The sequence below is a fragment of the Hydrogenoanaerobacterium saccharovorans genome, from assembly GCF_003814745.1.
GTDB lineage: Bacteria > Bacillota > Clostridia > Oscillospirales > Ruminococcaceae > Hydrogenoanaerobacterium > Hydrogenoanaerobacterium saccharovorans.
Genome location: NZ_RKRD01000001.1, coordinates 357,774 through 379,788, shown reverse-complemented (window position 1 = coordinate 379,788; position 22,015 = coordinate 357,774). Strand labels below are relative to the sequence as shown.

Below are 22,015 nucleotides of genomic sequence, written 5' to 3'. Positions count from 1 at the left end.
TGTTCTTTTTTAAAATGTCAAAATCTCGCTGAATAAGCCAATGTCTTCTTGAAGTTGTAATACTGCTTGTTCTTCATCCCGCTCACGAATGGATTTGATTATTTTTAAATGTTCTTCTATGCCCATTGAAAATTCTGTTTTGTGCCATCGGTTCCAATGAAACTGTGCATAAGCTCGCGTGAGAATATTCATGCTGTCTTTCAGTTTATCGTAAATATACCGATTTTGAGCATACGAATTTAAACGAAGATGAAACCTGATGTTGTTGTTCCAATGCTTCCAAATATCCACTTCATCGGCAGCAGTACAATTTTGCCGTGTATACATCTCCAACTCATCAATGTCGGTATCCAACATTTTTTTAACGGCTGTGCGAACACATTGGCTTTCCAAAATAACTCGATACTCGATTATATTTTTGATATCCATTTCTGTTATTCGAACAAGTTCATACCCGTAACGCGGAATGCTCCGCAGTATCCCCTCATTACACAATTCAATCAATGCATCCCGTACAGGAGATTTACTTACCTCATACTTTTCAATCAGTCTTTTTTCTCTGATAATCGTATCCTGATTGTAATTGCCTTGTAAAATATCGCTCAGCACAGCATTATAGATTTTGTTCTTCAGCGAACCGCTTTCTGCCATTGTGGCTCTCTCCTTGTACGCATAGAGCAGACATCCTGCAAATACTCTACTTATTTAATGGTTATTTTCCAATCATAATATTGAGGATTTCAACATCTGTGGCTTTCATCCCCACTCTACCCATCCTGCCCAGATTTTGAATGGTACGCTCCACATCCCCCTGCACCAAACCCTCGCCCGATTGAAACACACGATTTTTTCTGCCCATCAAAAAGCCCATAATGCCCGCATCAACCGCAGATGCGATTTTTGCCGCACACGATGGCTTTGCACCGTCGCAAACCATTCCCCCAATGTTGCCGATGGTGTTAACAATGGTTTTTGAAATTTCGTTATAACCCCCGCCGTACAGGTATGTAATACCGCAACCCGCCCCGCACCCGGCACTGGTTGCACCGCAGTAAGCCGAAAGGCTGCCGATATACTTTTTTTGGTGAATGGATACGAGGTTGGCAATTACCAAAGCACGGTACAGCTTTTCTTTACTTACCCCAAGTTCATGCGCATATTCGATTACAGGCAGCGAAACGGTCATCCCTTGATTACCGCTGCCCGAATTGATGACAACCGGCAAGGCACAGCCGCTCATACGGGCATCCGAGCCCGCAGCGCTTTTTGCCCGTGCGCGCACCCTCACATCATTGCCGTAAAACTCCAGTAACGTTCTGCCCACCTCGGTACCGTAGCTGTTTCGCAGCCCTTCGTCTGCAATCGCTGTGTTCATTTCAATTTGTCGGTCTAAAATCTCCTTGATGTCCTCAATGTGCACGGTATTGGCAAATTCAACAATCTCTTTTATATTTAGCAAAGATTTATCGCCGGCTTCTTCTGCTTGCGAGATATCATCCTGTGAAAAAATGATTGTTCCGTTTTTCGTAATCTTAGTAATATGTGTGTGCTTGCTTTTGATTTCTACCGATGCAGATTGTTCCCCCGCCCACACTTTTGCAATGATGTATAGATTTTCTTCGTTTTCAATCAGGTCGCATCTGCAATAACCGTCCGCAACCAGTGTTTTGGTTTCTTCAATATGCTCGGGTGTTATGGACTGGAGCACCTCTAAATTTTTATCTGCCCTACCGCCTACAACACCCAGCACCGCCGCAACATCAATGCCCTTTAATCCCCCCGAATTTGGTACGGTAACGCCTTTTACATTTTTAATGATGTTGCCGCTGCATTGCATTTCGATGAAATGCGGCTTGCACCCTAAAACATCGCGCGCTTTTGCTGCCGCAAATGCAATTGCAATCGGTTCGGTACAGCCAAGCGCCGGCACCAGTTCACTTTTTAAAATTGCCAGATATTGATTGTAAGTGTGCTTTTCCATGTAGCGATTCGTCCTCTCTTACATTAACGACAGATAGAATGATAAAGCCCCTCAAAAATCAGCTTACCTACTACAGAACCTCCATCAATCAAACCAATGCTTTTTTCACCGTAATAAGCTGCCCTGCCATGCACCGATTTCATCGCCTTTGTGCTCTCTGAGCCTTCGGCTGCTGCATCGTATGCCGCTTTGAAGGCTGTTTTTGCATCTTTTGCACTGTTCGCCTGTAGAGCCTTTACTGCAGGGAACAACGCATCCAATATGGTTTTTTCACCGGGCTTCGATTTTGCTTTATCCATAATTTTTTCTACACCCGCATTGAGTGCATCGGCAACTTCGGATAGAGTTGCTTCTTCTTTGCCTTTGAGTGACTTTGCCATTCCCATCAAGCCAAACGAGGTGATGGTACCCAGCGACGATGGCGCAGCTTCATTAAAAATCGTACTGGATTTCAGCAGAAGTTTACCAAGGTCTTTTTCATCAGCAGCAGCAAAATAGTCTGCCACTGCTTTATAGCCGTTGCTCATTGAAATGCCCAAGTCTCCGTCACCGTTTTGCTGGTCAAGTTCTATCAGATAATCCTTATTCTCCGTCATCACATCGCTGATAAAAGCAAATGCTTGTTTTAAAGATACTGCATTCATTTCTTTCCCTCCTACTTGTTTGCGTTGGTGTAAAACGGCGTAGATGCGGGGCTTCGCAGCAGTTCTTTCAGCTGTTCGTCTAATTTAAGCACTGTTATGGACAAACCCGCCATCTCCATAGAGGTTGCAAATTCGCCGATATGAGGCATATAGACAGTGATGCCTTTTTCTGCAAGCAAATGATGCACCTTGCGGTAAACAATCAGCTGTTCCTCAAGCGGGGTTGCACCCAACCCGTTTACCATAACCGAAACTTCATCGCCTTTTTGCAGCGGCATATCTGCGAGAATCTTATCCAAAACAGTCTGCGCAATCTCGTCGGCAGTCATCATTTTGCGCACTTCAATACCACGCTCGCCGTGAATACCCATACCAATTTCTATTTCATCATCCTGAATAGAGAATGTCGGCTTACCCACCTCGGGTACAATACAAGGCGAAAGTGCAACGCCCATGGTTCTGATATTTGCCAAAGCTTTTTCTGCAACAGCAGTTACTTCATCCAAACTCATCATTTTTTCGGCTGCTGCACCTGCAAGCTTAAACGCATAAACCATACCGGCAACTCCTCTGCGTTTATCTGCTGTTTCTTTGGGGCTGGACGCAACATCGTCTTTAACGCGCACCGTTCTGGTTTCCACATCATCGAATTCCACCAATTCGCATGCCATATCAAAGTTCATATTATCGCCGCCGTAGTTGCCGTACAGGCACAGCACACCGCTGCCGTAATCGCATGCCTTTATCATATCCGCCATCTTCTGCGATGAGGGGGATGCAAACACATTGCCCACTGCACAGCCATCCAGCATCCCCTGCCCCACATAACCCAAAAATACAGGGAGATGCCCGCTGCCTCCTGCTGTTACAATACCTACCTTGCCCTTTTGCACTGGGGAGTTGGTGAGAATAACCCTTTTATCATCGTTTAAAAGTTTAACGCGGTCGCCATATGCAAGAAGAATCCCCTCTACCGTTTCATCTACAAAATTTTCGGGACGATTGATAATTTTTCTCATAGCTTCCTCCGTTTTCTCCCAAATTACAGATCAAACTGAACCACCGTGTTGTTTAACCTGCGCTCGGGTTCGTTCTATTTTGTTGTTATGCGCCCAAATAAGCTCGTTTTACTTCCGGGTCGTTTAATAGGTTTTTGCCTTTGCCCTCAAGAATAACGTCACCGGTTTCCAGTACATATCCCCTATCTGCAATCGAAAGAGCCATAGATGCGTTCTGCTCGATGAGCAGAACAGTTTTGCCCTTATCCCTGATTTTGAGAACCAGCTCAAAGATTTCTTCTACTATAATCGGTGCAAGTCCAAGCGAGGGTTCGTCCAGCATAATAATATCGGGGTCCATCATCAACCCTCTTGCAATGGCGAGCATTTGCTGTTCACCGCCAGAAAGGCTGCCGCCGCCCTGTGTTGTACGCTCTTTCAGCCGTGGAAAAAGCGTATAATTCATTTCAATCAATTCTTCAATTTTATCTTTTTTTAACGACGGGTTACCAAGTGTACCGGTAATTAAGTTCTCGTAAACTGTCAGTGCAGGGAAAATCCTTCTGCCCTCGGGTACATGGCTTAAACCCATTTTAACAATTTTATCGGGTGCTTTTCTGGTAATGTCCTCGCCTTTAAAGGTAATTTTACCCCTCGCTTTTTCTACCAAGCCCGAAATTGACATTAGGGTTGTGGTTTTACCTGCGCCGTTACCCCCGATGAGAGTAATAATTTCGCCCTGTTTCACCTCAAGGCTAACGTTCTTGAGTGCGGTTATGTAGCCGTAATTTACCGAAAGGTTTTCTATTTTAAGCATTTGCTTTAACCGCCTCTCCTGCAATAATACCCTTGCCGAAATATGCCTCATGCACATGCTGATCCGCTTTAATTTCATCGGGTGTGCCTTCTGAAATTTTTTGCCCGAAATTGAGCACCAAAATACGGTTGCATGAGTTCATAACAAACTTCATATCGTGCTCAATTACCGCAATGGTATAGCCGTCTTGGTTGAGCTGCTTGATAAAATGCATCAGCTCTTGTGTTTCCAGCGGGTTCATGCCTGCTGCGGGCTCATCGAGCAGCAAAATTTTGGGGTCAAGGGCAAGTGCTCTTGCAATTTCAACCTTACGCTGTATTCCGTAGGCGAGGTTGCCAGCCATCGTATCTCTGTATTCAGCCAAACCCACCTTTTCTAAAATCTCAAGCCCTTTTTGCACCGCAAATTCTTCATCTTGTTTATACGTTTTTGTGTGCAGAATAGAATCGAACATATTGGTTTTGGTGTGGATATGAAAACCGATTTTCACATTCTCCAACACAGACATGTATTTAAACAACTGGATGTTTTGGAAGGTTCTCGCCATGCCTTTTCGTGCAATTTGCTCAGAGTGCAGCGATGATATCTTCTCGCCGTCCAACCAGATTTCGCCCTTTGTGGGCTGATAGATACCGGAACAAATGTTGAAAAAGGTGGTTTTCCCTGCGCCGTTTGGGCCGATGATACCAAAGATATCCCCTTTGTTGATGGACATATCAACCCCCTCAACCGCTTTTAACCCGCCAAAATATTTACATACGCCTTTCGCTTCAAGAAGAGCACTCATGCGCGCACCTCCTCTTTCTTTTGTCTCACAGATTTTGGTTTGGATATTTTACCGCCTGCGAGGATACTATCGGACGCACCGACTAATCCCTGGGGTCTCCACCACATCATTACAATGATAAGAATTGCGTAGGCAATCATTCGCCACTGACCAACCGGTCTTAAAATTTCGGTTAAAAAGTTGACGATAACCGAACCAAAAATGGGACCGACCAAAGTACCCTGACCGCCGATGATAACCATGGAGAGAATGTTAAAACCTTCATCCAAGCTAAAGAACGTAGAATCGATGAACCTGACATAGGGGGCATATGCAGCACCCACAACGCCCGCCCAGAAAGCACCGTACATAAAGTTGAGTGCTTTGTATTTCGAGGTTTCAACCCCTAAAGATTTGGCTGCGAGCTGATCTTCTCGAATCGACATCCATGCTCTGCCCAACCTGGATTGAATCACCCTGCTTGTGACAAACACAAACAAAACTGCAATTGCAAGAAAGATATAGTAATATGTTTTTGAGTTTTTGATTTCAAAACCAAAGAGGACAGGAACCGGAATGCCTTTAATGCCCATCGGCCCACCTGTCAGCCATTCCCAGTTCAGTGCAATCAGGCGAACGATTTCAGAAAAGCCGAGCGTTACTATCGAAAGATACATGCCCTTCATTTTTAAAGTGGGCAGTGCAATCAGTAAGCCGATAACCGCCGTAACTAAGCCTGCAACCGGCAGCAAAATCCAAAAATCGAGCCCCAGTCTGGTTGCCAGAATTGCCTCACAATAGGTGCCGATGCAGAAGAAACCGGCGTGTCCGATGCATGTCTGCCCACTGTAGCCGTTGATTGCATTGAGCGAACCGGCAAGTGTTGCGTACATCAGGATACGGCACAGTATCCCCATCACATAGCTTTTTGGGAAAAACACCGGAACAAAAAGGAGCAGTACCAACAATACCAGCAGACAGGCAAGCTTATGTTTTTTGGTAACAGCCTTACATTTTTCAATTATTTCTGACATTATGGGCGTACTCCTTTCTTGGAGGCAAAGCCTTCCGGTTTGATGATGAGTACCAAAATGAGGAAGCCAAACGCAAAAATATCGCGGAAACTGGCTGACGAAACGGTGATACCAAGGTTCTCAATAATGCCAATGCACAAACCGCCCAACGCAGAGCAGCGAATATCGGTTAGCCCGCCCAAAACCGACGAGGAAAATGCCTTCATACCCATAGAGCCACCCATGGTAGCGCTTAGAGTTTGATAATATATTGCAAGGAGCATACCTGCAACGCCGCCAAGCCCGCAGCCGATGCAGTTACCGATCATCGCGGTTCTTTTCACATTTATGCCCATCAGATAGGCTGCACCTTTATCTTGGCTGACCGCACGTAATGCAATGCCCCATTTTGTCTTATTAAAAAACAGAGAAAGAAGAACGGCCAATACAACAACCGTTATAATTACAATAACCTGTACCATAGAAATTTGCACTGTACCAATATTGAAAAATTGGTTTTCAACCACATTCAGCATTGGTTTTTGATTTGGACCAAAGATGATTTGAGCAAGGTTTTTAATCAGCATACTGGCACCGATGGTGCAAATAAGCGATATATGCCTTGGTGCATTAAAAAACCGCTCGTAACAAACCTTGTAAACAAACATACCGATCAGCCACGATGCAAGAAAGCTTGCAAGAACGCCTAGCAGCAAATTGTTTCCCACTGCCTCGAAAACATAAAAAGACGCGAATGCACCAATCATAATTACTTCACCGTGTGTGAATGTAACCATTCCTACCACGCCAACAACAACCGAGTATCCAATTGCCATCAGCGCGTATATGGCGCCTTGACACAATCCGTTGATTAACTGATTGAGAAAATACTCCATAAATACTCCTCCCGAAACTTAGTTTAACTGCCTGATACTCGAAGTGCTTTGCAATCGCAAATATTGCAAAGCACTTCGGTAACAGATTTTTAGAAGAATGTCGTGGTAGAATTACTCTTTTGAGTAATCAAAGCCCTCTTTGACAACGTATTTGCCGTTTTCGACGCCGCAAATGAGGTACTGTCTTGTAATATCGCCTGTTTCGTTGAATTTAATGGGGCCTGTTACACCCTTCATTTCAACTTTGGCAAGGTTGTCGCGGATGGTTTGTCTGGTTACTTCGCCGTCTCCGCTTGCTTTAATCGCCTCTGCAATCAGGTTAACACAGTCGTAAGCACAAGCGGGATGGATGGTAGGCTCAAAGCCTGCTTTAGAAACAAACTCGTCTTTCCAAGCGGTAATATCGGCATCCGCAGGGTCAAAGAAAAACGGTGAGGTGAGAAGCAACCCCTCTGCATTTTTTCCACACAGATCAATCAACTGCTGTGATGTACCCGGGCCCAGTGTAGTGATAGGAATATCCCAACCTGAGGATTTGATTTGGTTGATAATTTGGGGAACCGCACCCTGATCCATAATACAAATCGTATCGGGGTTTGCAGCTTTTAATTTTGTAATTAAGGAGGAGAAGTCTTTTTCGTCCTGTACATAACTTACCGTTTCAACAAGTTCCAAACCTTCAACATCTGCCTGTTTTTTAAAGTTATCGTAGCAGGATTTGCCCCAGTCGCTGTTGATGTAGATAACACCCAATTTTTTAGCACCCATATATTTTTTAAGGATATATTTTGCATAGAAGGGGGCTTCGCCGTCCTGACGACCCATGATGCTGAAGCAAAAATCGCTCATGCCTGCATAATCGGGGTTTGAAGCTGTGGGAGAAAGCTGAACAATGCCTGCCTCATCAACAATTGGTGCGTTTGCCATGCAGGCACCCGAGGTAAAGTCACCTAAAATCGCCATCACCTCTTCATCGTCGGCAAATTGTCTTGCAAGGTCAGAGCTTTCTTTTTGGTCGCCCTTAGAGTCTTTGACTGAAAGCTCCAACTTGTAGCCGTTTGCACCACCGGCAGCGTTGATTTTGTCAACCGCCATCTGCATAGCAACTTCAAAGCCTTTTCCGTATTCGGCATTTGTACCGGTTAACGGGGCAAGCACACCAAGCTTGATTGTGCGTTTTTCAGCAGGAGCCGAGCCGTCCGCCGCCGGTGCAGAACCGGATGACGGAGTGGATGCGCACCCTGTAACCAATGCTGCAAGCATCAATACGCTAAGAACCAGTGCAAGTAACTTTTTCATGATTTTCTCCTCCTTGATTGTAGTCTTGTTTGTTAACAAAACCAATTATCTTATGGGACTATTTATGAAAATGCAATTTGCAGCAATCACAGCCTTTTGCAATGGTATCGGTCAAATCCAGTTTTAAACCCATAGCCTCTGCAATACCTCTGTCGCCGTCCATTGCAATGTCACAAAGTTTTGCACATCTTTCATCGCTGAAACCAAGCTTTTTCCATGCATTTACCAACGCGCAGTAGTGGAAGTCCACACTTACATCGTCATAAGTGGCTTTGATGTTATCCATCTCAAATGTTTTAATACCGATTTCACCCAAAAAAGCATCTTTAAAATCTTCGCAGTTGTTAGGGTCTTTACAAGCTGCTTTAAAGCCTGCGCCATGAATACCGCCGCAGCGTTTAATTGCTTTTCTTGTGAGGCCTTCTGCATCCAGCCCTGCTTTTTCTGCCTCGTCGTAAATCAGCCCCATCCAGGTTGCTCTGTGCTCGATTTGAGCTCTGTTGATATCAATTTTCTCTTCGCTGATTTTTGCTGTGTTTTTAATGTTAGACATAGTTTTACTCCTCCAAAATTTAGATTTATTTTGAATCGCAATTCCAGCGTTTCATGCATTTTGTACTGATTTGCTGTAATTTCAGGCTTTATTAATATATCTTTAATATGTTACTGATAATATCAGAGTAGCGACTAAAATGCAACATGTTTACCTCAAATTCCATAGAATGCATTAATATTTTGCAACTAAATTGTGCATTATTTTTATCAGGCTCGTTTTAATACCTGTTTCTTCGCAATATCAAATATTGACAATCTCATTTTAGCTGTTATCATAAAGATATATTTAATATTGGAAAGGTATGTAAGGTGTTGTCAAAATGGCAAACGAAAGCAGCTTAAAATCGAAAATATATGCAGCCGTATTCGACAGTATTATTAAAGGCGAATACGGACCGAACGACGTACTCAGCGAAAAAGGATTGGTAGAAAAATTCAATGTAAGCAAATCACCGGTGCGTGAAGCTTTGATTGAACTTTGCAACGAAGGGGTTTTGCGCAGCATCCCCCGCTATGGTTATGAGGTCATCCGCCTTACCGACCGCGATGTGCAGGACATTCAGCGTTTTCGCTTGATTTTGGAGTGCGGCTGTCTCGAACAATACTGGGACATGATTACTCCAGAACATATCGAGCATTTAGAGCAGATGCTCGCTGAAGATTATCAGGGAAGTTTAGAGCACGATGCTCTCATCCATTGGGCAAAAAATACCAAATTCCATCTTGCACTCATCTCATGTTTTCACAACGAGTACATTTATCGCAGCCTAAAAGCCTCTTTAACTACTTTAAGCCGTGCTTATGCACAGTTTTACTGGGATAAATGGCATAAAACTGAGTTTGTCAGCTTTGCAGGAGGGCATAAACAGTTTTTGGAACATTTGAAAAACAATGATAAAGAAGCTGCTGTGCGCACCCTGCAAAAAGATATCAGCGGGTTTGAGGACTTGGATGCAAAATAGTATAAAAAACAGCGGAGTAAAAACTCCGCTGTTTTTTTATACGATATAGATGATTTTAGCATTGCCTAGTTTCTCTTTTATTTGCGTGCGAAAAAATTCTTCTGCTTCTGCACGTATCTGCGGGCGGTAGCAGTATTTGCCGCGCCCGCGCACGGTCATTTGTTCTTTATCGTAAAGTTCAACTGCATTGGGGAATGCTTCGTTATTAATCATGCGGTGTACATAACTGTACGTCATAAAAATAATCTCGATAAATAAATATTTTTTTGCTTTTTCAGAAAGGCTCTCTTCCAGCTGAATAATCAATTCCGAGTACATTCGGCGCCAGTCATCCACCAAAACTACAGGAGCAATCAGAATACCGGCGGGGTAACCCGCCTCACACATCCGGTTGATGGCATGAATGCGATCTTTAAGCGGTGACGTACCAAACTCTATTTTGCTGATAATTTCCTGCGGGTTGACACTCATACGAAAGAGTACACGTCCGTTATGGTTCAGGCTAAGTAACGGTTCTACCATATCAAACTTTGTGGGGAACGTGATAAAGCCTTTCTCACTTTTGCAAAAATGATGAATCGTCCACTCAAGATTTGATGTGATGGTGTTCTCTAAAACCAAATCGCTGTTGCTCCCAATTTCAAAGGTGAGTGGGCGGTCGCTGTTATTTGCGGTTTTAATCAGTTTATCCATCATCTGTTCGCGGTTTACAAACAACCGCAAATAAGAGCATTTGTTGTAGTTGCATACCAAATAGCAATACAGGCACATGGCGCTGCATCCCGATGAGGTGTACGGCACAAGGTAATCGGATATTTTATGATTTTCTACGTACTTGTGCGTTTTTCTTGTACCTATAATCAAATTGCGTTTCATCTTTGCAAACTCAGAATTCTGTTTTGTTTGCATTTCTTCAATACGGTTATGGCTTTCTATTTCTATCCAGGGGATATCTTTAAACTTTTCGTGCAGTGCCTTGCCAAGCTCATAATTCAAACTATCAGGCTCATAATACACGCTGTCAAACTTCATACTATCACTCCTTACTGCAATAGTATAAGCAACTTGCGCTATTATATTGTGTTTATTCTATTTTTTTATTATTTTACCCTCGCGCAAAACGATTTCGGTCATATCAATGCCGAACTTACGCTGACACTTTTTGATAAGCGGCAATTCTTGCTGCGTTACGATTGATACCGAAAGCCCTTCAGATTCACCTCGCCCGGTTCTGCCAGCACGGTGCAAATAATCCATGGGGTCATCCGAAATGCTGATGCTGAACACAGCAGATACCTGCTCGATATGCAGCCCCCGTGCAGCAATGTCGGTTGCAATCAAAAGCGGCACCTTGCCGCTTGAAAAATCGGCAATCGCTTTTTGGCGCTCCTGCTTGTTCCCTGTTCCGTGAATAAATGTTGCATCTAATTTGTGGTACTTCAGCTTAGCGGCAGCAACCTCTGCTTCTTCGGGCTTATTGATGAACACGAGTGTACGTTGCGGATGAAGTATAGAAATCAGTTTACGCAATGTCTCCAATTTCTCGCGTGACTGCACCACAATGTATAAATGCTGTATCTTTTCGGGTATTTTGAACGTGTCAGCAGTTTTCACCAGTTCAGGCTCTTTTGCAATCATACCCGCCTGCTCCAAAGTTTTTTCAGAAATACTGGCAGAAACCAAAACGATCTGTGTATCTCTCATCACCGCTTTGCGAATTGCCTTTACCCCTTCGATATTCTGCTTGTCCAACATTTTGTCTGCTTCATCAATAACGATTGTATTTACTGTATGTGCCGTTATTTTTTTCTTTTGAATCAGTTCTATAATTCTTCCGCAAGTGCCGATAATAATTTGCGGTTTTTCGCGCAGCTTTTCGATTTGCCCTTTTATGTTTACGTTGCCAAATATCACCAGGGATTTTAGGGGAACACCCGAATTTTCAGCCAATGCCTCTACCTGACGGTGCACCTGCATGGCGAGCTCCTGTGTGGGCACCAAAACGAGCAGCTGTAATGTTTTGGAAGGGGCTGTTTGTTTGGCGAACAGCGGCAGAAGGTACGCAAGCGTTTTACCCGACCCTGTCTCCGACTGTATGACAACATCTTTATTCTCCATCAGCTTCGGAATTGCCATCTCTTGAATCGCAGTTGGTTTATCTATTTGCTGTACGGCAAGCGCTTTTACAATCTCATCTTTTAATCCCAATGCTTTAAAATCCATAGTAAACCTCATTTTTCTTATAAATTAGTTGTATTAACATGATATCCAAATCTAATGTGTTTTTCTTATCAGTGTATCTGTCTTTTACTTTGATGTCAATAAATCAGCATTCTTTTCGATTTGAAATTGTTAATTGGCAAACTTACAATCAACAACAAAAACCCCTGCCGTTGGAGATCGGCAGGGGTTTATTGTTACGGGTTTATTAACTTTTAAAAGCTAATTATTTGCGTTTTGCAACAGCGATACCTGCAACAGAAACTACAGCCAAAGCAACAGCCAGGCCTACGAAATCGTTAGCGCCGGTATCGGGGTTTTTCTCACTGCCGGTAGAAGGTTTCTCTGTTTCAGAGCCTGTACCAGGAGTTGTGGTGTCAACAGATTTCAGCTCTATGTCAGAAACAACATATTTGCCGAGTTTGTTGGTTTTGATGGTGAATGCAGCAGCATCTTCATCATATTTAGCATCTTTCAAAGCAACCAATTTGCCGTTCTCGTTAGAGTAGATGTAAGGAGCTACCATTTTGCCGTCTTTGTTCTCAATCATCTCAGCAGGGATGGTGAGAGTACCGGTTCTGCGGAAAGTTTTGTTGTTGCCTGCGAAGTAGTAAACAGAGAGGTTAGCCTCGGGGTTTTTGTCCTCAAGAGCAGTGTCCTCAGTGTCCAATCTCAGGAACAGGTCTTTCTGACCGGAAGCATTTACTGCAAATACTACATCATCTTCAAATACCATCTCAACATCTTCGCAATCGTCGAAGCTGACAATCTGGCCTTTGATTACGCTGTAAGTAGCAGCATTATCTGTCTCGTAAGCGATATCTTTAGCAACTGTAGCTACAGTAGCATCCAATTTGCCAGAATCGATTACATAGTTTTCTTTGCCGTATACGTTTACAGACATCTCAAAAGCTACGCCTTCCATCTGGAATTTGTCAGCTGTTTTGAATGTGATGTAAGCTTTCTTTACGTCACCGTCTTTTTTGATTACGAAAGCAGGTTTGGAAGCAATGTAGGAAGCGCCTTCGTCGATTACAGTTCTGATTTTGTAGTTATCAAGATCAGACAGAGAATCGATGTTGCCGTCTGCATCGTTTACAAGCATGTAGTAAGTAGCGTTTGCTTTCAGTGTGCCGTCTTTGTTCAATTCGCCGTCAACCATTTTGTCATCTTTGTAGGTAAGCAATTTTGTGTCAACATGAATGTTATTCGCTTTGCCTTTTGCATCAGCTGCAATGGCAATCGTTGTCATGCCAAAAGCAAGAACAACCGCAAGTACAAGAGCAAGTACTTTTTTCATTGTGTATTCCTCCGTTTATTTTTTGTCTGCTAAGGGAGCTCTCCATTTCCCCCTTAACGTAGTTTTAGTATACATGCACAGGTTACAAATGTCAATACTTTTTAGTCTCTATTTGTAACTTTTTTGTAACCAATCATTTTATAAATGCATATATGTTTAAATAAAAATGGTATTAAAACGAAAAGTTGTGTAGTTTTTAAATAATATGCATCCGCACATATTACAAATTGTTATTATTCCCAAGATGTTCCTAAATTAGTTTTTCTCTGTCATTTAACCAGTTTTTTCAGGATATTACTATTATAAAAAGCACCTGAGCTGTATACACTCAGGTGCTTTTTTATACAATTCTTTACCAAATTAAGTCCAGTGTTTTTACGTTCAGCCGGTAAGTAACATCCTTGCGCTCTACTATGACATGAATTTTTTCTTTCAGCTCATCATCCTCCAAAACTTTGCCCAGTAATTCTTTGGTGGGGTTGATGGCAATCGGGTTGCCTACAAGTTTAAACATCGAAAAATCACCCGTGGTATCTCCATAGGCATAACTTGCAGAAAGGTCAATCTCATGTTTTTGCGCCATTTCAAGCACAGCTTTGCGCTTGCTTGCAGAATCCCACATCGGTATAATCTCCCCATTGTATACACCATTGCTGCCCACTTGGTAAATAGTGCCCTTGTAGTCATCCATGCCATATTTTTGCGACATTTCACGTACTAATTCTACCGGAGAGCCCGAAATAGCAATCACTTTATGTCCTTGCGCCTTGTGCCATTTGATACGGTCGCGCGAATAGGTATAAACACGCTCACCTTTTTGCTCTATTACTTTATGCGCAATGTAAGCAATATGAAAAGATGCGGTATTAATCACGGTATCCGTATAGATATCCACCATTTTTTGCAGATATGTATCGTAATCACCTAAACGTTTATCCCATTTTATAAAAGCGGGTTCTACCTCACTGTACCATTTGCTGTCATCAATCAACTCATATTTTATCATTTTTTTAAACATTTCGCTAATTAAGCCCTCACGAGATATTGTACCGTCAATATCGAAAAAAGCTGCGCAGTTTGCCACATCAATCACTCCTTTTACCCTTGCAATTTATTCATTATTATGCACAATACCCAAACAGATATGAACCAGTTTCATTTTTAACTTGCATTTTTGAAGAAAGCGGCAGTACGGAGAACGCCCCTTACTACCGCTCGTTTTTTCGTTGGTATGTTTTTTACTAAGCTTAATATTTGCTGCCAAAATCGGCAAACTGGGGTGCTATGGTGTCGTCTTCCTCACTATCAGGATAATATCCGCTATCCTTTAGCTTGAATTTGCTAACCAGCGACCGCAGCATCTGCGCTTGTCCGCTTAATTCTTCACTCGCAGCCGCACTCTCCTCGGCAGTGGCAGAGTTTGTCTGCACCACATTGGAGATTTGGTCTACACCTTGCGTTACCTGATTAATTGAATTTGCCTGTTCTGATGAAGCAACAGAGATTTTGTTCAAAGCATCAATAACACTGACTGCGCCTTCCACCACCGTCGTCAATGACTTGGCTGCGCCATCCGCCAGTTTCGTACCGTTTTCTACTGCCGCAATGGAGTTTTCAATCAGCGCTGTGGTGCCTTTTGCTGCCTCTGCACTTTTTGATGCAAGATTACGCACTTCATCTGCAACCACTGCAAAGCCTTTGCCCGCAGCCCCTGCACGTGCCGCCTCAACCGCTGCATTGAGCGCAAGAATGTTTGTTTGAAACGCTATATCTTCAATTGTTTTGATGACCTTGCTGATTTCTTTGGCTGAGTCATTGATTTGCGCCATTGCCTCAATCATTTGCTGCATTTTTTGGTTGCTTTCCATCATTTCGTTGGCAACAACGCTGGCATTGTTGCTTGCTTCAGTGGCATTTGCTGCATTATCTTTTACTTGGTGTGATATTTCATTGATGGTTGCTGCAAGTTCCTGCACTGAACTTGCCTGCTCGGTAGCACCCTGTGCAAGTGCCTGTGCTCCGCTGGATACCTGCTCGGAACCACTGGATACTTGCTCGGATGACTGATTGATTTGACTCATCGCATCGTTGAGCGACTCAATTATTTTTCCTGTTGCCGTTTGTATTGGTATAAAATCTCCTCTGTAAGTCTGGGTTGACTGCACCGCTAAATTGCCTTGTGCCATCTCGCCCAATACAAAAGTCATATCTTGTACCACTCCGCTTAAATCATCAACCAATGTTTTTGTGGAGTTCATCAATACGCCCGTTTCATCTTTTCTGTCGGTTACAAAAACGGGGGATGCTAAGTCTCCTTCAGATAGCCTTAAGAGGCGATTGCTGCATTCTATAATGGGCTTTCCGATTTTATTGGCAAAAAGTATGGCTGCAATTAAGCCGACGATTACAAACACAGCCATTAAAATACCGGTGATAACCATAGAACGATAGAAGTTACCTAAAAAGTCTTTTTCCTTCGCAGCCACTCCGAGGCTCCAATGGTTGGTGTGGCTGATAGGAGCAAACCCCTGCACCCATTCTTCGCCCCTGTATTGATATTTACCATAACCTTCTTTGCCCGAAATCATATCCGATTCTATCTTGGAAATAGCGGCCAAAGAAGAATCCGACTTGGCATCGGCAATGCTGTTTTCTTTACCGACAACTGTCAAATCTTTATCTGCTACATTGGTACCGTCTTTATTCAATATGTAAGCATACCCCGACTGACTGATGTTGATATTGCTTACAATGTCATTTAAAAAATTTTCGTTGGGTACAAAATAAATAACACCTATTACCGTAGTCCCCGGCTTTCCGTCCTTCCATAACGGCGCCGAAATTAAAAAGGTAGTTTTACCCGTAATTTTGCTGGTGGTGGGGTCGCTAATGTATTTTTCGCCTTTTATCGATGCCTTAAAATAGTCTCTTTCAGAGTAATCATTTCCGTCAAAAAGGCTGATACCTTGTGCATTCAGCAAGTTTCCTCGTTCAAAATTATGATTTTTTGCACGCAGGTCAATTGCTTCTTTCTTTTCCGTTAGCGGCACATCCGGATCTGCAAGCAGCGAGATGCTGCCGGTTTCAAGCGCAACATTTTGGATTGCCCTAATTTCTGCAGCAACTCGGTCAGCAGAAACAACAGCTGTTTCGGTTAAATTTTGCTTTAATACAGATGAAACCGTATTATAGTTTAAATAACTGCTTGCTATGCCAAATAAAATGCTTAAAAGGATTACAAGAGATAAAATTACCATAATGATTTGAGACCTTATGCTTTTCATACGATGACACACTTCCTTTTTTAATAAAATAAATTTCGAATGTTATAATGATTTCATAAATGGGAAAACAATTGGGTAGATTTAACAATACTATATTATATTTTTCTACATATTGCAATACAAAAGTTGATATTAATTAAAATAGTGACAAAATCGTTCATAATATTGCATTTTTAGTCAACTATACATTTTTAATTTTGTGTGGAACACTATTTTATAAGAAATTTATTTTTTGATTTCACTTATAAAATGAAACTACCATTGATTAAAATACTTGAACTTGATTAGTCAGAATATGGATTTGCTGTGCCTTTCAGTTACCATAAAAAAGTGCAAAATACGGGTAATATTTTCTCTTTAAGGATGCACCCGCATTCTCTGTTAAGATTATGTACTGTAAAAACACAAAAGAGCCTATGAAACATAGACTCTTTTGTGTTTTTACAATATATGAACCATGTCAATTTCAGACATCACTCGGTTTTTGATTGTTGATTAAACTCTCACTTGCATCGGTTGTGCTCATTACTCTTATAATAGTTTCTCATATAGTCTAAAACAAGACAACCCATAGTTCTCTAAGCCAAGGCTAACAGTTGTTATATATTTGAAACCGCACTTTTCGTACAACCCAATTGCCGGTACATTTTTTTCATAGACGTCTAAGCGTAAAGCCTTGATTTTCGAATTGCGTCCATGTTCGGCAGCGAATGCGAGCATCTCCTGTCCAATTCCCCGCTTCCAATGACTTGGGCTTACAACAAATGTATAGAGCACCAACACGTTCTCATAATTTAATTCAACTTGCCACGAAGCTGTTAAATAGGCTGGTTCTGGCTTATGACGTAGTATCATCGATCCGATAATTTCATCATTATCTGTAGCCACATACAAGCAACCTTCTTTTATACCATCTATAGCATTTTCACGAACAGGATAAACGCCTTTTTTCCACCCAGGATAATTGGTTGTAACCGCCAAATAATCATTCAAATCGTCATATAACCGTGCCAAATCATCAATATCTTCTTCTGTCCCCAATCGGATTGTCACTCTTATAATCCACCATTCTTTTATATGTAAAATATAAATAATTTTTACTTCATCATATCACGGATAAAACAAAAAGTCATGTATGAGTTCAAACCTCATACATGACTTTTTCATGGTCGGAGTAGCGGGATTTGAACCCACGGCCTCTTGGTCCCGAACCAAGCACGCTACCATCTGCGCTATACCCCGTAAAAGAAAACTGCTCCGCCCTTAGTGGAAGAAGCAGTTTTGGTTGCCCGACTAGGATTCGAACCCAGACAAACAGAGTCAGAGTCTGTCGTGCTACCTTTACACAATCGGGCAATATGTGTAAGCTGTGTATTAAACAGCTTTATTATTATACCCTGCGCCAATTATTTTGTCAATCCCTTAACTGTTGAAAAATTATTTTTCGGGTAAAAACTTTGAATAATCTTTTAATTTTTTCTGTTTTATCTACATTATCTTGTAAAGTACGACTGTTGCTGATAAAATAGTAACTAAAGAGGTATACTAACAACAATTCGCGGCAATTGCCGATAATAGGAGGTAATATAGAATGGCAACCGAACATTTTAATGAAGAAACTTTTGAGCAAGAGGTTATTGGCGGAAACGGCATAGCTCTTGTGGATTTTTGGGCAGAATGGTGCGGTCCGTGCAGAATGCTAGGCCCAACCATCGACGAACTTGCCGATGAACTGGATGGGAGCGTGCTGGTAGGCAAGGTTAATATTGACGAGCAAAGCAACATTGCTGCACGTTTTAACGTTATGACTATCCCAACCGTGATTTTATTTAAAGATGGCGAAGAAGTCGACCGCTTAGTTGGTTTTTTACCCAAACAGCGTTTTATAGACCTTGTTGAAAAAGCAAAAGCATAAATATTGCGAAAAGAACGGACAAGCCAGCAAGCTCGTCCGTTCTTTATTTTTGTATTATTAGATACAATACAAATTAGTATCCCATGCCGGTATATACGAGAAATGGCGAAGATAGAGCTGATACAATGGGTTTAGTTTGTGAACCTGCAGAGGCAGTGAAAAAATGTCTTCGTTGCGGTGATAAACTGAAATACATAGCTTGGGTTGATGTCTTTTTATTGTGTTCTCACACCCTTTTAACGCCTCGCATTCTGCGCCTTCCACATCCATTTTGATATAACTTGCGCGATTGCCGCTTAAAATATGGTCCACCGAAGCTACGGGCACCACACGGTTTCCGTTTTGTGACAATGCCGAATTACGCCCTGCTTTCCCTGCAAAACGCAGCTCTGTTTGGCAACTCCAAGCTCCTAAATTATGGCACTGTACATTTACAAGGTTCAATGCCTTAACTTTATCTACCAGTTTGGAATAAGTTTTTTTATCGGGTTCAAAAGCGGTTATGCTTTGGTATGTTCTTTTGGTATGGGTTAAAAACTCCTCTATCGTGTCGCCTCGGTATGCGCCCAAATCAACATAATCTTCATTTAAGCCTAGGTTTAGCAATTGATATGCTTCGAATACACTTGTCTCGCACTCTTTTAAATAACACAGCTTACCGCTGATTTTATAGTTTAAAATATTTGCATAAACTTTTTTAGACTGGTCATCGGCAAGCAAAGAATAAACCTGTTCTATCTCATTCCAATGCTGATGCAGATAATCCATATCAAATAAGGTACCATCTACAATAACCGGTACATCGGGTGCAACGGTTTCGTACTGGCTGTCAATTTTATAAATTCTGTCCAGCACATCGTTTAATTGCGTAGCAAACGAAACGGCAACCATAAAGTCTTTGTATTTCGCACACACTTCACTGTATTTCAGTATTTTATAACCCGCAAAAGAATGTCCGCGTACAAATTCGTCGCTTGCAAAAATATCTGCAATTTTAATATGTTTTTGTTTGCACACGTCCAATATTTTTTGAGCCCCGTCCCCCATGCCGTACAAAACGATAGGTTTGCCGCAAGTACGCATCCTGTCCCACACGCTTTCGTTCTCGGTAAGCAGGGTTTTCAAATCTTGCATGTTTTTTATCCTTTCAAACAATCTGAGGAAGGCTGTTTTATGTGTTCTGCACAGGGTACACCCATAAAATTGCGGATTTTGTCTGCGTTATCGTGGGCATCCTGAATGCCGTTTTGATAGAGCTTTTGCATCCCTTGAACGTTTTTTTCGAAACTTGCAAAAGGAATCGGCTTTTGCGGGGCCAACACCAAAACTCTTTCCTCTTTTTCTAGCTGCTCTATAAAGCGGAGGGTATCGTTGTACAAGTTGTGGCGGTTTTCCATCGCCTCTATAAACTTTGGGTATCGCCTGTAATATAGCTTTCGTAAGCCTGTGTATCCTGCCGGCTTTTTAATAAAACCGCGCGGCTGAGTAAGAATAATCACATTTTTCTCATACCCTTTTTCCATAGCATGCTTAATTGGAATGGAATCGCCAATTGCGCCGTCGAGATATTTTTTACCGTTTATGGTAACGATTTTTGCTACCAACGGAATCGAGCTGGATGCGCGGACTACGGCAAAATGCTCGCGGCTAACAACCTCTTTACTGAAATATTCGGTTTTTCCCGTCTCAATATTGGTAGCACCAACTTCAAAATCAACTGTACTGCTCTCAAAAGCATCAAAATCGAATGGATCGAACTTATTTGGGATTTGATTAAACACAAAATCCATACCGAATATAGAGCCGTGCAGCAGCAGATTACGGTAACCGAGATACCGCGGGTTCATAAAGTTTTGCAAAATAACTCTGCCTGCCCTGCCCGCCTGTTTGCTGATGTAAGAAGTTGCGTTGCACGCACCTGCAGATACCCCAACCACATACTCAAATTGGATACCGAGTTCGAGCATTGTATCGAGTACCCCTGCCGTATAAATGCCACGCAAGCCGCCCCCTTCTAAAACCAATCCAGTTTTCATCAAAGATACCTCCAGTTGTCACAAAAGAGGGGGCGGATTTTAATCCGCCCCTGCTTTATTATTAGAACATATAGCTGCCCTCAGGATTGTAGAGAATATGACCGTCAATTTTGAGTTCATCCAACGCTTTTAATTGCGCTGCAATGTCATCTTTTGTATACTCTTTGTTGTTTTTTTCTGGAATTTTTTTATCTGTATAAGCTTGTACAAAAGGCAACAGCTTTTGTTTTGTTTTGCTTTGTGCCGTGCGCAATGAATTAAGTACAGTATCGTATGGGTTTTGAACGGGATTGGTAATCCCTGCAGCCTGATTGCCTGCACCCCATACCGAGGGCATAGAATTGACTGCTATAGTACTTTCGTATGCATATGGTTTACCCAAGTGTTTGGGACCTTCGCTCTCCATCACAGCGCTGACAGGAGCAGCAACCGCAAAACGGGCACCTTTCGAGGTAACAGCATCATCCATTTTTGCGACAAAATCATTTAATGCCTGGTCCCATGTTTTCCCCTGTGTATCGCCGAAAGTGGCAAGGTTCATCCCGGTTGCATTGGGGAACTGTACACCGTCTGCAATCACCATCGCAACACCCGCATCAACGCATTCTTTTGCCAGTTCAATATTATAATTCTGCGCTTGGGTGCTGTAAGGGTTGAGCCATGGTTTACCGCCTTTGTCTGCGAAATTATCAAGCCACAACATCTCCTGCCCTTGATAATGTACAGCAGCTTCTGTATTTTTCTTGGGCATAATGTGGTCTTTAAAAGTATGCAGCCTTGCAACAGGCTGTATTTTGTGTTTTTTAAGTGTTTCGGTAAGTGCTTTTAAATCGATGGGATTTTGTGTAACTGCGGCGGAATCTTGTGCTGTAGCGTTTTCTGTGTTATAAAGCACCTTACCGGTATCGTCCTTCACATCAAAAAGCAGCGCATTATATCCAGCCGCTGATGCCTGCTGCAGCATTGCCTCCAGTTTGGCAGAATCTTTCACCAGCGCGAACGGCGCATACACTGCCTTTAAAGCAGAATTTACCGCCGGGGTTTGCTCTTCTGGTTTTGATCCAGAAGGCACTTCTTCGGGCTGAGAGGATGGCTGCGGCTGAGAACTTGATGATTGAGAAACGGCAGGTTGCCCTGTAAGAAGGTCATAGATAGGCGGGTAAACAAACCAACCTACTACAAACAGCCCCGCAAGCAGCGCAATCGTACCCGCTACGGCTAACGGTGAATACGATTTGCTGCGGTTTTTTTGGTATATTCTGCTGTTGTACCGTTTAATCTTAAAGCCCTTTGACAATATTTCCACCGCCTGTTAGTTTTACTTTACTG

21 protein-coding genes and 2 tRNA genes are annotated in these 22,015 nt (G+C 42.5%); 2 read left to right on the top strand and 21 right to left on the bottom strand.

The genetic code is table 11. From position 1 onward, the window contains the following. Positions 1-9 precede the first annotated feature (9 nt). The 10 genes from EDD70_RS01765 to EDD70_RS01720 form a co-directional block, all read right to left on the bottom strand. A complete protein-coding gene (locus EDD70_RS01765) occupies positions 10-651 on the bottom strand; it encodes a GntR family transcriptional regulator (protein WP_092753603.1) in 642 nt (213 codons plus the stop codon). Between the two features lie 61 nt (positions 652-712). After that, positions 713-1,981 (bottom strand): L-cysteine desulfidase family protein, encoded by a 1,269-nt coding sequence (locus EDD70_RS01760; RefSeq protein WP_092753605.1) that lies wholly within the window; start codon positions 1,979-1,981, stop codon positions 713-715. Between the two features lie 23 nt (positions 1,982-2,004). Continuing rightward, complete coding sequence (locus EDD70_RS01755; RefSeq protein ID WP_092753607.1) at positions 2,005-2,625, bottom strand: dihydroxyacetone kinase subunit L; 621 nt, start codon at positions 2,623-2,625, stop codon at positions 2,005-2,007. 11 nt (positions 2,626-2,636) lie between these two features. Then, a complete protein-coding gene (locus tag EDD70_RS01750; RefSeq protein WP_092753609.1) occupies positions 2,637-3,644 on the bottom strand; it encodes a dihydroxyacetone kinase subunit DhaK in 1,008 nt (335 codons plus the stop codon). Between the two features lie 85 nt (positions 3,645-3,729). Next, complete coding sequence (locus tag EDD70_RS01745; protein ID WP_092753611.1) at positions 3,730-4,440, bottom strand: ABC transporter ATP-binding protein; 711 nt, start codon at positions 4,438-4,440, stop codon at positions 3,730-3,732. Beyond that, positions 4,433-5,227 (bottom strand): ABC transporter ATP-binding protein, encoded by a 795-nt coding sequence (locus tag EDD70_RS01740; RefSeq protein WP_092753613.1) that lies wholly within the window; start codon positions 5,225-5,227, stop codon positions 4,433-4,435. The genes EDD70_RS01745 and EDD70_RS01740 overlap by 8 nt, the downstream gene beginning before the upstream one ends. Next, positions 5,224-6,240: a branched-chain amino acid ABC transporter permease gene (locus EDD70_RS01735; RefSeq protein WP_092753615.1), complete on the bottom strand. Its 1,017-nt coding sequence runs from the start codon at positions 6,238-6,240 to the stop codon at positions 5,224-5,226. Before EDD70_RS01735 ends, EDD70_RS01740 begins: the two co-directional genes overlap by 4 nt. Further along, the gene (locus EDD70_RS01730; RefSeq protein ID WP_092753617.1) at positions 6,240-7,115 is read right to left on the bottom strand and encodes a branched-chain amino acid ABC transporter permease; all 876 of its coding nucleotides are present in this window, start codon (positions 7,113-7,115) and stop codon (positions 6,240-6,242) included. The genes EDD70_RS01735 and EDD70_RS01730 overlap by 1 nt, the downstream gene beginning before the upstream one ends. Before the next feature lie 111 nt (positions 7,116-7,226). Beyond that, positions 7,227-8,414: an ABC transporter substrate-binding protein gene (locus EDD70_RS01725; protein ID WP_092753619.1), complete on the bottom strand. Its 1,188-nt coding sequence runs from the start codon at positions 8,412-8,414 to the stop codon at positions 7,227-7,229. A 58-nt stretch (positions 8,415-8,472) separates the two neighbouring features. After that, positions 8,473-8,967, bottom strand: coding sequence for an L-2-amino-thiazoline-4-carboxylic acid hydrolase (locus EDD70_RS01720; RefSeq protein ID WP_092753621.1), 495 nt, complete (start codon positions 8,965-8,967; stop codon positions 8,473-8,475). 322 nt (positions 8,968-9,289) lie between these two features. Between EDD70_RS01720 and EDD70_RS01715 the strand changes: the two genes are divergently transcribed. Continuing rightward, the gene (locus EDD70_RS01715; RefSeq protein ID WP_092753623.1) at positions 9,290-9,931 is read left to right on the top strand and encodes a GntR family transcriptional regulator; all 642 of its coding nucleotides are present in this window, start codon (positions 9,290-9,292) and stop codon (positions 9,929-9,931) included. 36 nt (positions 9,932-9,967) lie between these two features. On the opposite strand, the gene EDD70_RS01710 is transcribed toward EDD70_RS01715, so the two are convergent. The 8 genes from EDD70_RS01710 to EDD70_RS01675 all read right to left on the bottom strand — a co-directional run bounded on the left by EDD70_RS01710 (position 9,968) and on the right by EDD70_RS01675 (position 18,091). Next, on the bottom strand, positions 9,968-10,963 hold the full coding sequence (locus EDD70_RS01710; RefSeq protein WP_092753625.1) for an SPL family radical SAM protein: 996 nt from the start codon (positions 10,961-10,963) through the stop codon (positions 9,968-9,970). Between the two features lie 57 nt (positions 10,964-11,020). Then, positions 11,021-12,154, bottom strand: coding sequence for a DEAD/DEAH box helicase (locus EDD70_RS01705; protein WP_162840861.1), 1,134 nt, complete (start codon positions 12,152-12,154; stop codon positions 11,021-11,023). A gap of 223 nt (positions 12,155-12,377) precedes the next feature. After that, positions 12,378-13,451, bottom strand: a complete 1,074-nt coding sequence (locus EDD70_RS01700; protein ID WP_092753629.1) for a hypothetical protein — start codon at positions 13,449-13,451, stop codon at positions 12,378-12,380. Positions 13,452-13,803: 352 nt separating this feature from the next. Further along, the gene (locus EDD70_RS01695; protein WP_092753631.1) at positions 13,804-14,535 is read right to left on the bottom strand and encodes an HAD-IB family hydrolase; all 732 of its coding nucleotides are present in this window, start codon (positions 14,533-14,535) and stop codon (positions 13,804-13,806) included. A 163-nt stretch (positions 14,536-14,698) separates the two neighbouring features. After that, complete coding sequence (locus EDD70_RS01690) at positions 14,699-16,735, bottom strand: methyl-accepting chemotaxis protein (RefSeq protein ID WP_123810993.1); 2,037 nt, start codon at positions 16,733-16,735, stop codon at positions 14,699-14,701. Between the two features lie 531 nt (positions 16,736-17,266). Next, positions 17,267-17,794 carry a GNAT family N-acetyltransferase gene (locus tag EDD70_RS01685; RefSeq protein WP_092753633.1) on the bottom strand — a complete coding sequence of 176 codons (528 nt, stop codon included), beginning with the start codon at positions 17,792-17,794 and terminating at the stop codon, positions 17,267-17,269. 107 nt (positions 17,795-17,901) lie between these two features. Continuing rightward, a tRNA-Pro gene (locus EDD70_RS01680) sits at positions 17,902-17,977 on the bottom strand. A gap of 40 nt (positions 17,978-18,017) precedes the next feature. Beyond that, positions 18,018-18,091 (bottom strand) — tRNA-Gln (locus EDD70_RS01675). Positions 18,092-18,326: 235 nt separating this feature from the next. On the opposite strand from EDD70_RS01675, the gene trxA reads away from it, so the two are divergent. Continuing rightward, a complete protein-coding gene (trxA, locus tag EDD70_RS01670; protein WP_092753635.1) occupies positions 18,327-18,650 on the top strand; it encodes a thioredoxin in 324 nt (107 codons plus the stop codon). 57 nt (positions 18,651-18,707) lie between these two features. Here the strand turns inward: trxA and EDD70_RS01665 are convergent, their stop codons facing one another. The 3 genes from EDD70_RS01665 to EDD70_RS01655 all read right to left on the bottom strand — a co-directional run bounded on the left by EDD70_RS01665 (position 18,708) and on the right by EDD70_RS01655 (position 21,983). Continuing rightward, complete coding sequence (locus EDD70_RS01665; RefSeq protein ID WP_242943105.1) at positions 18,708-19,784, bottom strand: FkbM family methyltransferase; 1,077 nt, start codon at positions 19,782-19,784, stop codon at positions 18,708-18,710. 5 nt (positions 19,785-19,789) lie between these two features. Then, a complete protein-coding gene (locus EDD70_RS15200) occupies positions 19,790-20,686 on the bottom strand; it encodes a patatin-like phospholipase family protein (protein ID WP_205408594.1) in 897 nt (298 codons plus the stop codon). A 61-nt stretch (positions 20,687-20,747) separates the two neighbouring features. Next, complete coding sequence (locus EDD70_RS01655; protein WP_162840862.1) at positions 20,748-21,983, bottom strand: putative glycoside hydrolase; 1,236 nt, start codon at positions 21,981-21,983, stop codon at positions 20,748-20,750. Positions 21,984-22,015 lie beyond the last annotated feature (32 nt).

Excerpts from the sequence above, each read along its gene's own strand:
- EDD70_RS01765 (WP_092753603.1), bottom strand. The coding sequence starts at position 651 with ATGGCAGAAAGCGGTTCGCTGAAGAACAAAATCTATAATGCTGTGCTG.
- EDD70_RS01760 (WP_092753605.1), bottom strand. The coding sequence starts at position 1,981 with ATGGAAAAGCACACTTACAATCAATATCTGGCAATTTTAAAAAGTGAA.
- EDD70_RS01755 (WP_092753607.1), bottom strand. The coding sequence starts at position 2,625 with ATGAATGCAGTATCTTTAAAACAAGCATTTGCTTTTATCAGCGATGTG.
- EDD70_RS01750 (WP_092753609.1), bottom strand. The coding sequence starts at position 3,644 with ATGAGAAAAATTATCAATCGTCCCGAAAATTTTGTAGATGAAACGGTA.
- EDD70_RS01745 (WP_092753611.1), bottom strand. The coding sequence starts at position 4,440 with ATGCTTAAAATAGAAAACCTTTCGGTAAATTACGGCTACATAACCGCA.
- EDD70_RS01740 (WP_092753613.1), bottom strand. The coding sequence starts at position 5,227 with ATGAGTGCTCTTCTTGAAGCGAAAGGCGTATGTAAATATTTTGGCGGG.
- EDD70_RS01735 (WP_092753615.1), bottom strand. The coding sequence starts at position 6,240 with ATGTCAGAAATAATTGAAAAATGTAAGGCTGTTACCAAAAAACATAAG.
- EDD70_RS01730 (WP_092753617.1), bottom strand. The coding sequence starts at position 7,115 with ATGGAGTATTTTCTCAATCAGTTAATCAACGGATTGTGTCAAGGCGCC.
- EDD70_RS01725 (WP_092753619.1), bottom strand. The coding sequence starts at position 8,414 with ATGAAAAAGTTACTTGCACTGGTTCTTAGCGTATTGATGCTTGCAGCA.
- EDD70_RS01720 (WP_092753621.1), bottom strand. The coding sequence starts at position 8,967 with ATGTCTAACATTAAAAACACAGCAAAAATCAGCGAAGAGAAAATTGAT.
- EDD70_RS01715 (WP_092753623.1), top strand. The coding sequence starts at position 9,290 with ATGGCAAACGAAAGCAGCTTAAAATCGAAAATATATGCAGCCGTATTC.
- EDD70_RS01710 (WP_092753625.1), bottom strand. The coding sequence starts at position 10,963 with ATGAAGTTTGACAGCGTGTATTATGAGCCTGATAGTTTGAATTATGAG.
- EDD70_RS01705 (WP_162840861.1), bottom strand. The coding sequence starts at position 12,154 with ATGGATTTTAAAGCATTGGGATTAAAAGATGAGATTGTAAAAGCGCTT.
- EDD70_RS01700 (WP_092753629.1), bottom strand. The coding sequence starts at position 13,451 with ATGAAAAAAGTACTTGCTCTTGTACTTGCGGTTGTTCTTGCTTTTGGC.
- EDD70_RS01690 (WP_123810993.1), bottom strand. The coding sequence starts at position 16,735 with ATGAAAAGCATAAGGTCTCAAATCATTATGGTAATTTTATCTCTTGTA.
- trxA (WP_092753635.1), top strand. The coding sequence starts at position 18,327 with ATGGCAACCGAACATTTTAATGAAGAAACTTTTGAGCAAGAGGTTATT.
- EDD70_RS01665 (WP_242943105.1), bottom strand. The coding sequence starts at position 19,784 with ATGCAAGATTTGAAAACCCTGCTTACCGAGAACGAAAGCGTGTGGGAC.
- EDD70_RS15200 (WP_205408594.1), bottom strand. The coding sequence starts at position 20,686 with ATGAAAACTGGATTGGTTTTAGAAGGGGGCGGCTTGCGTGGCATTTAT.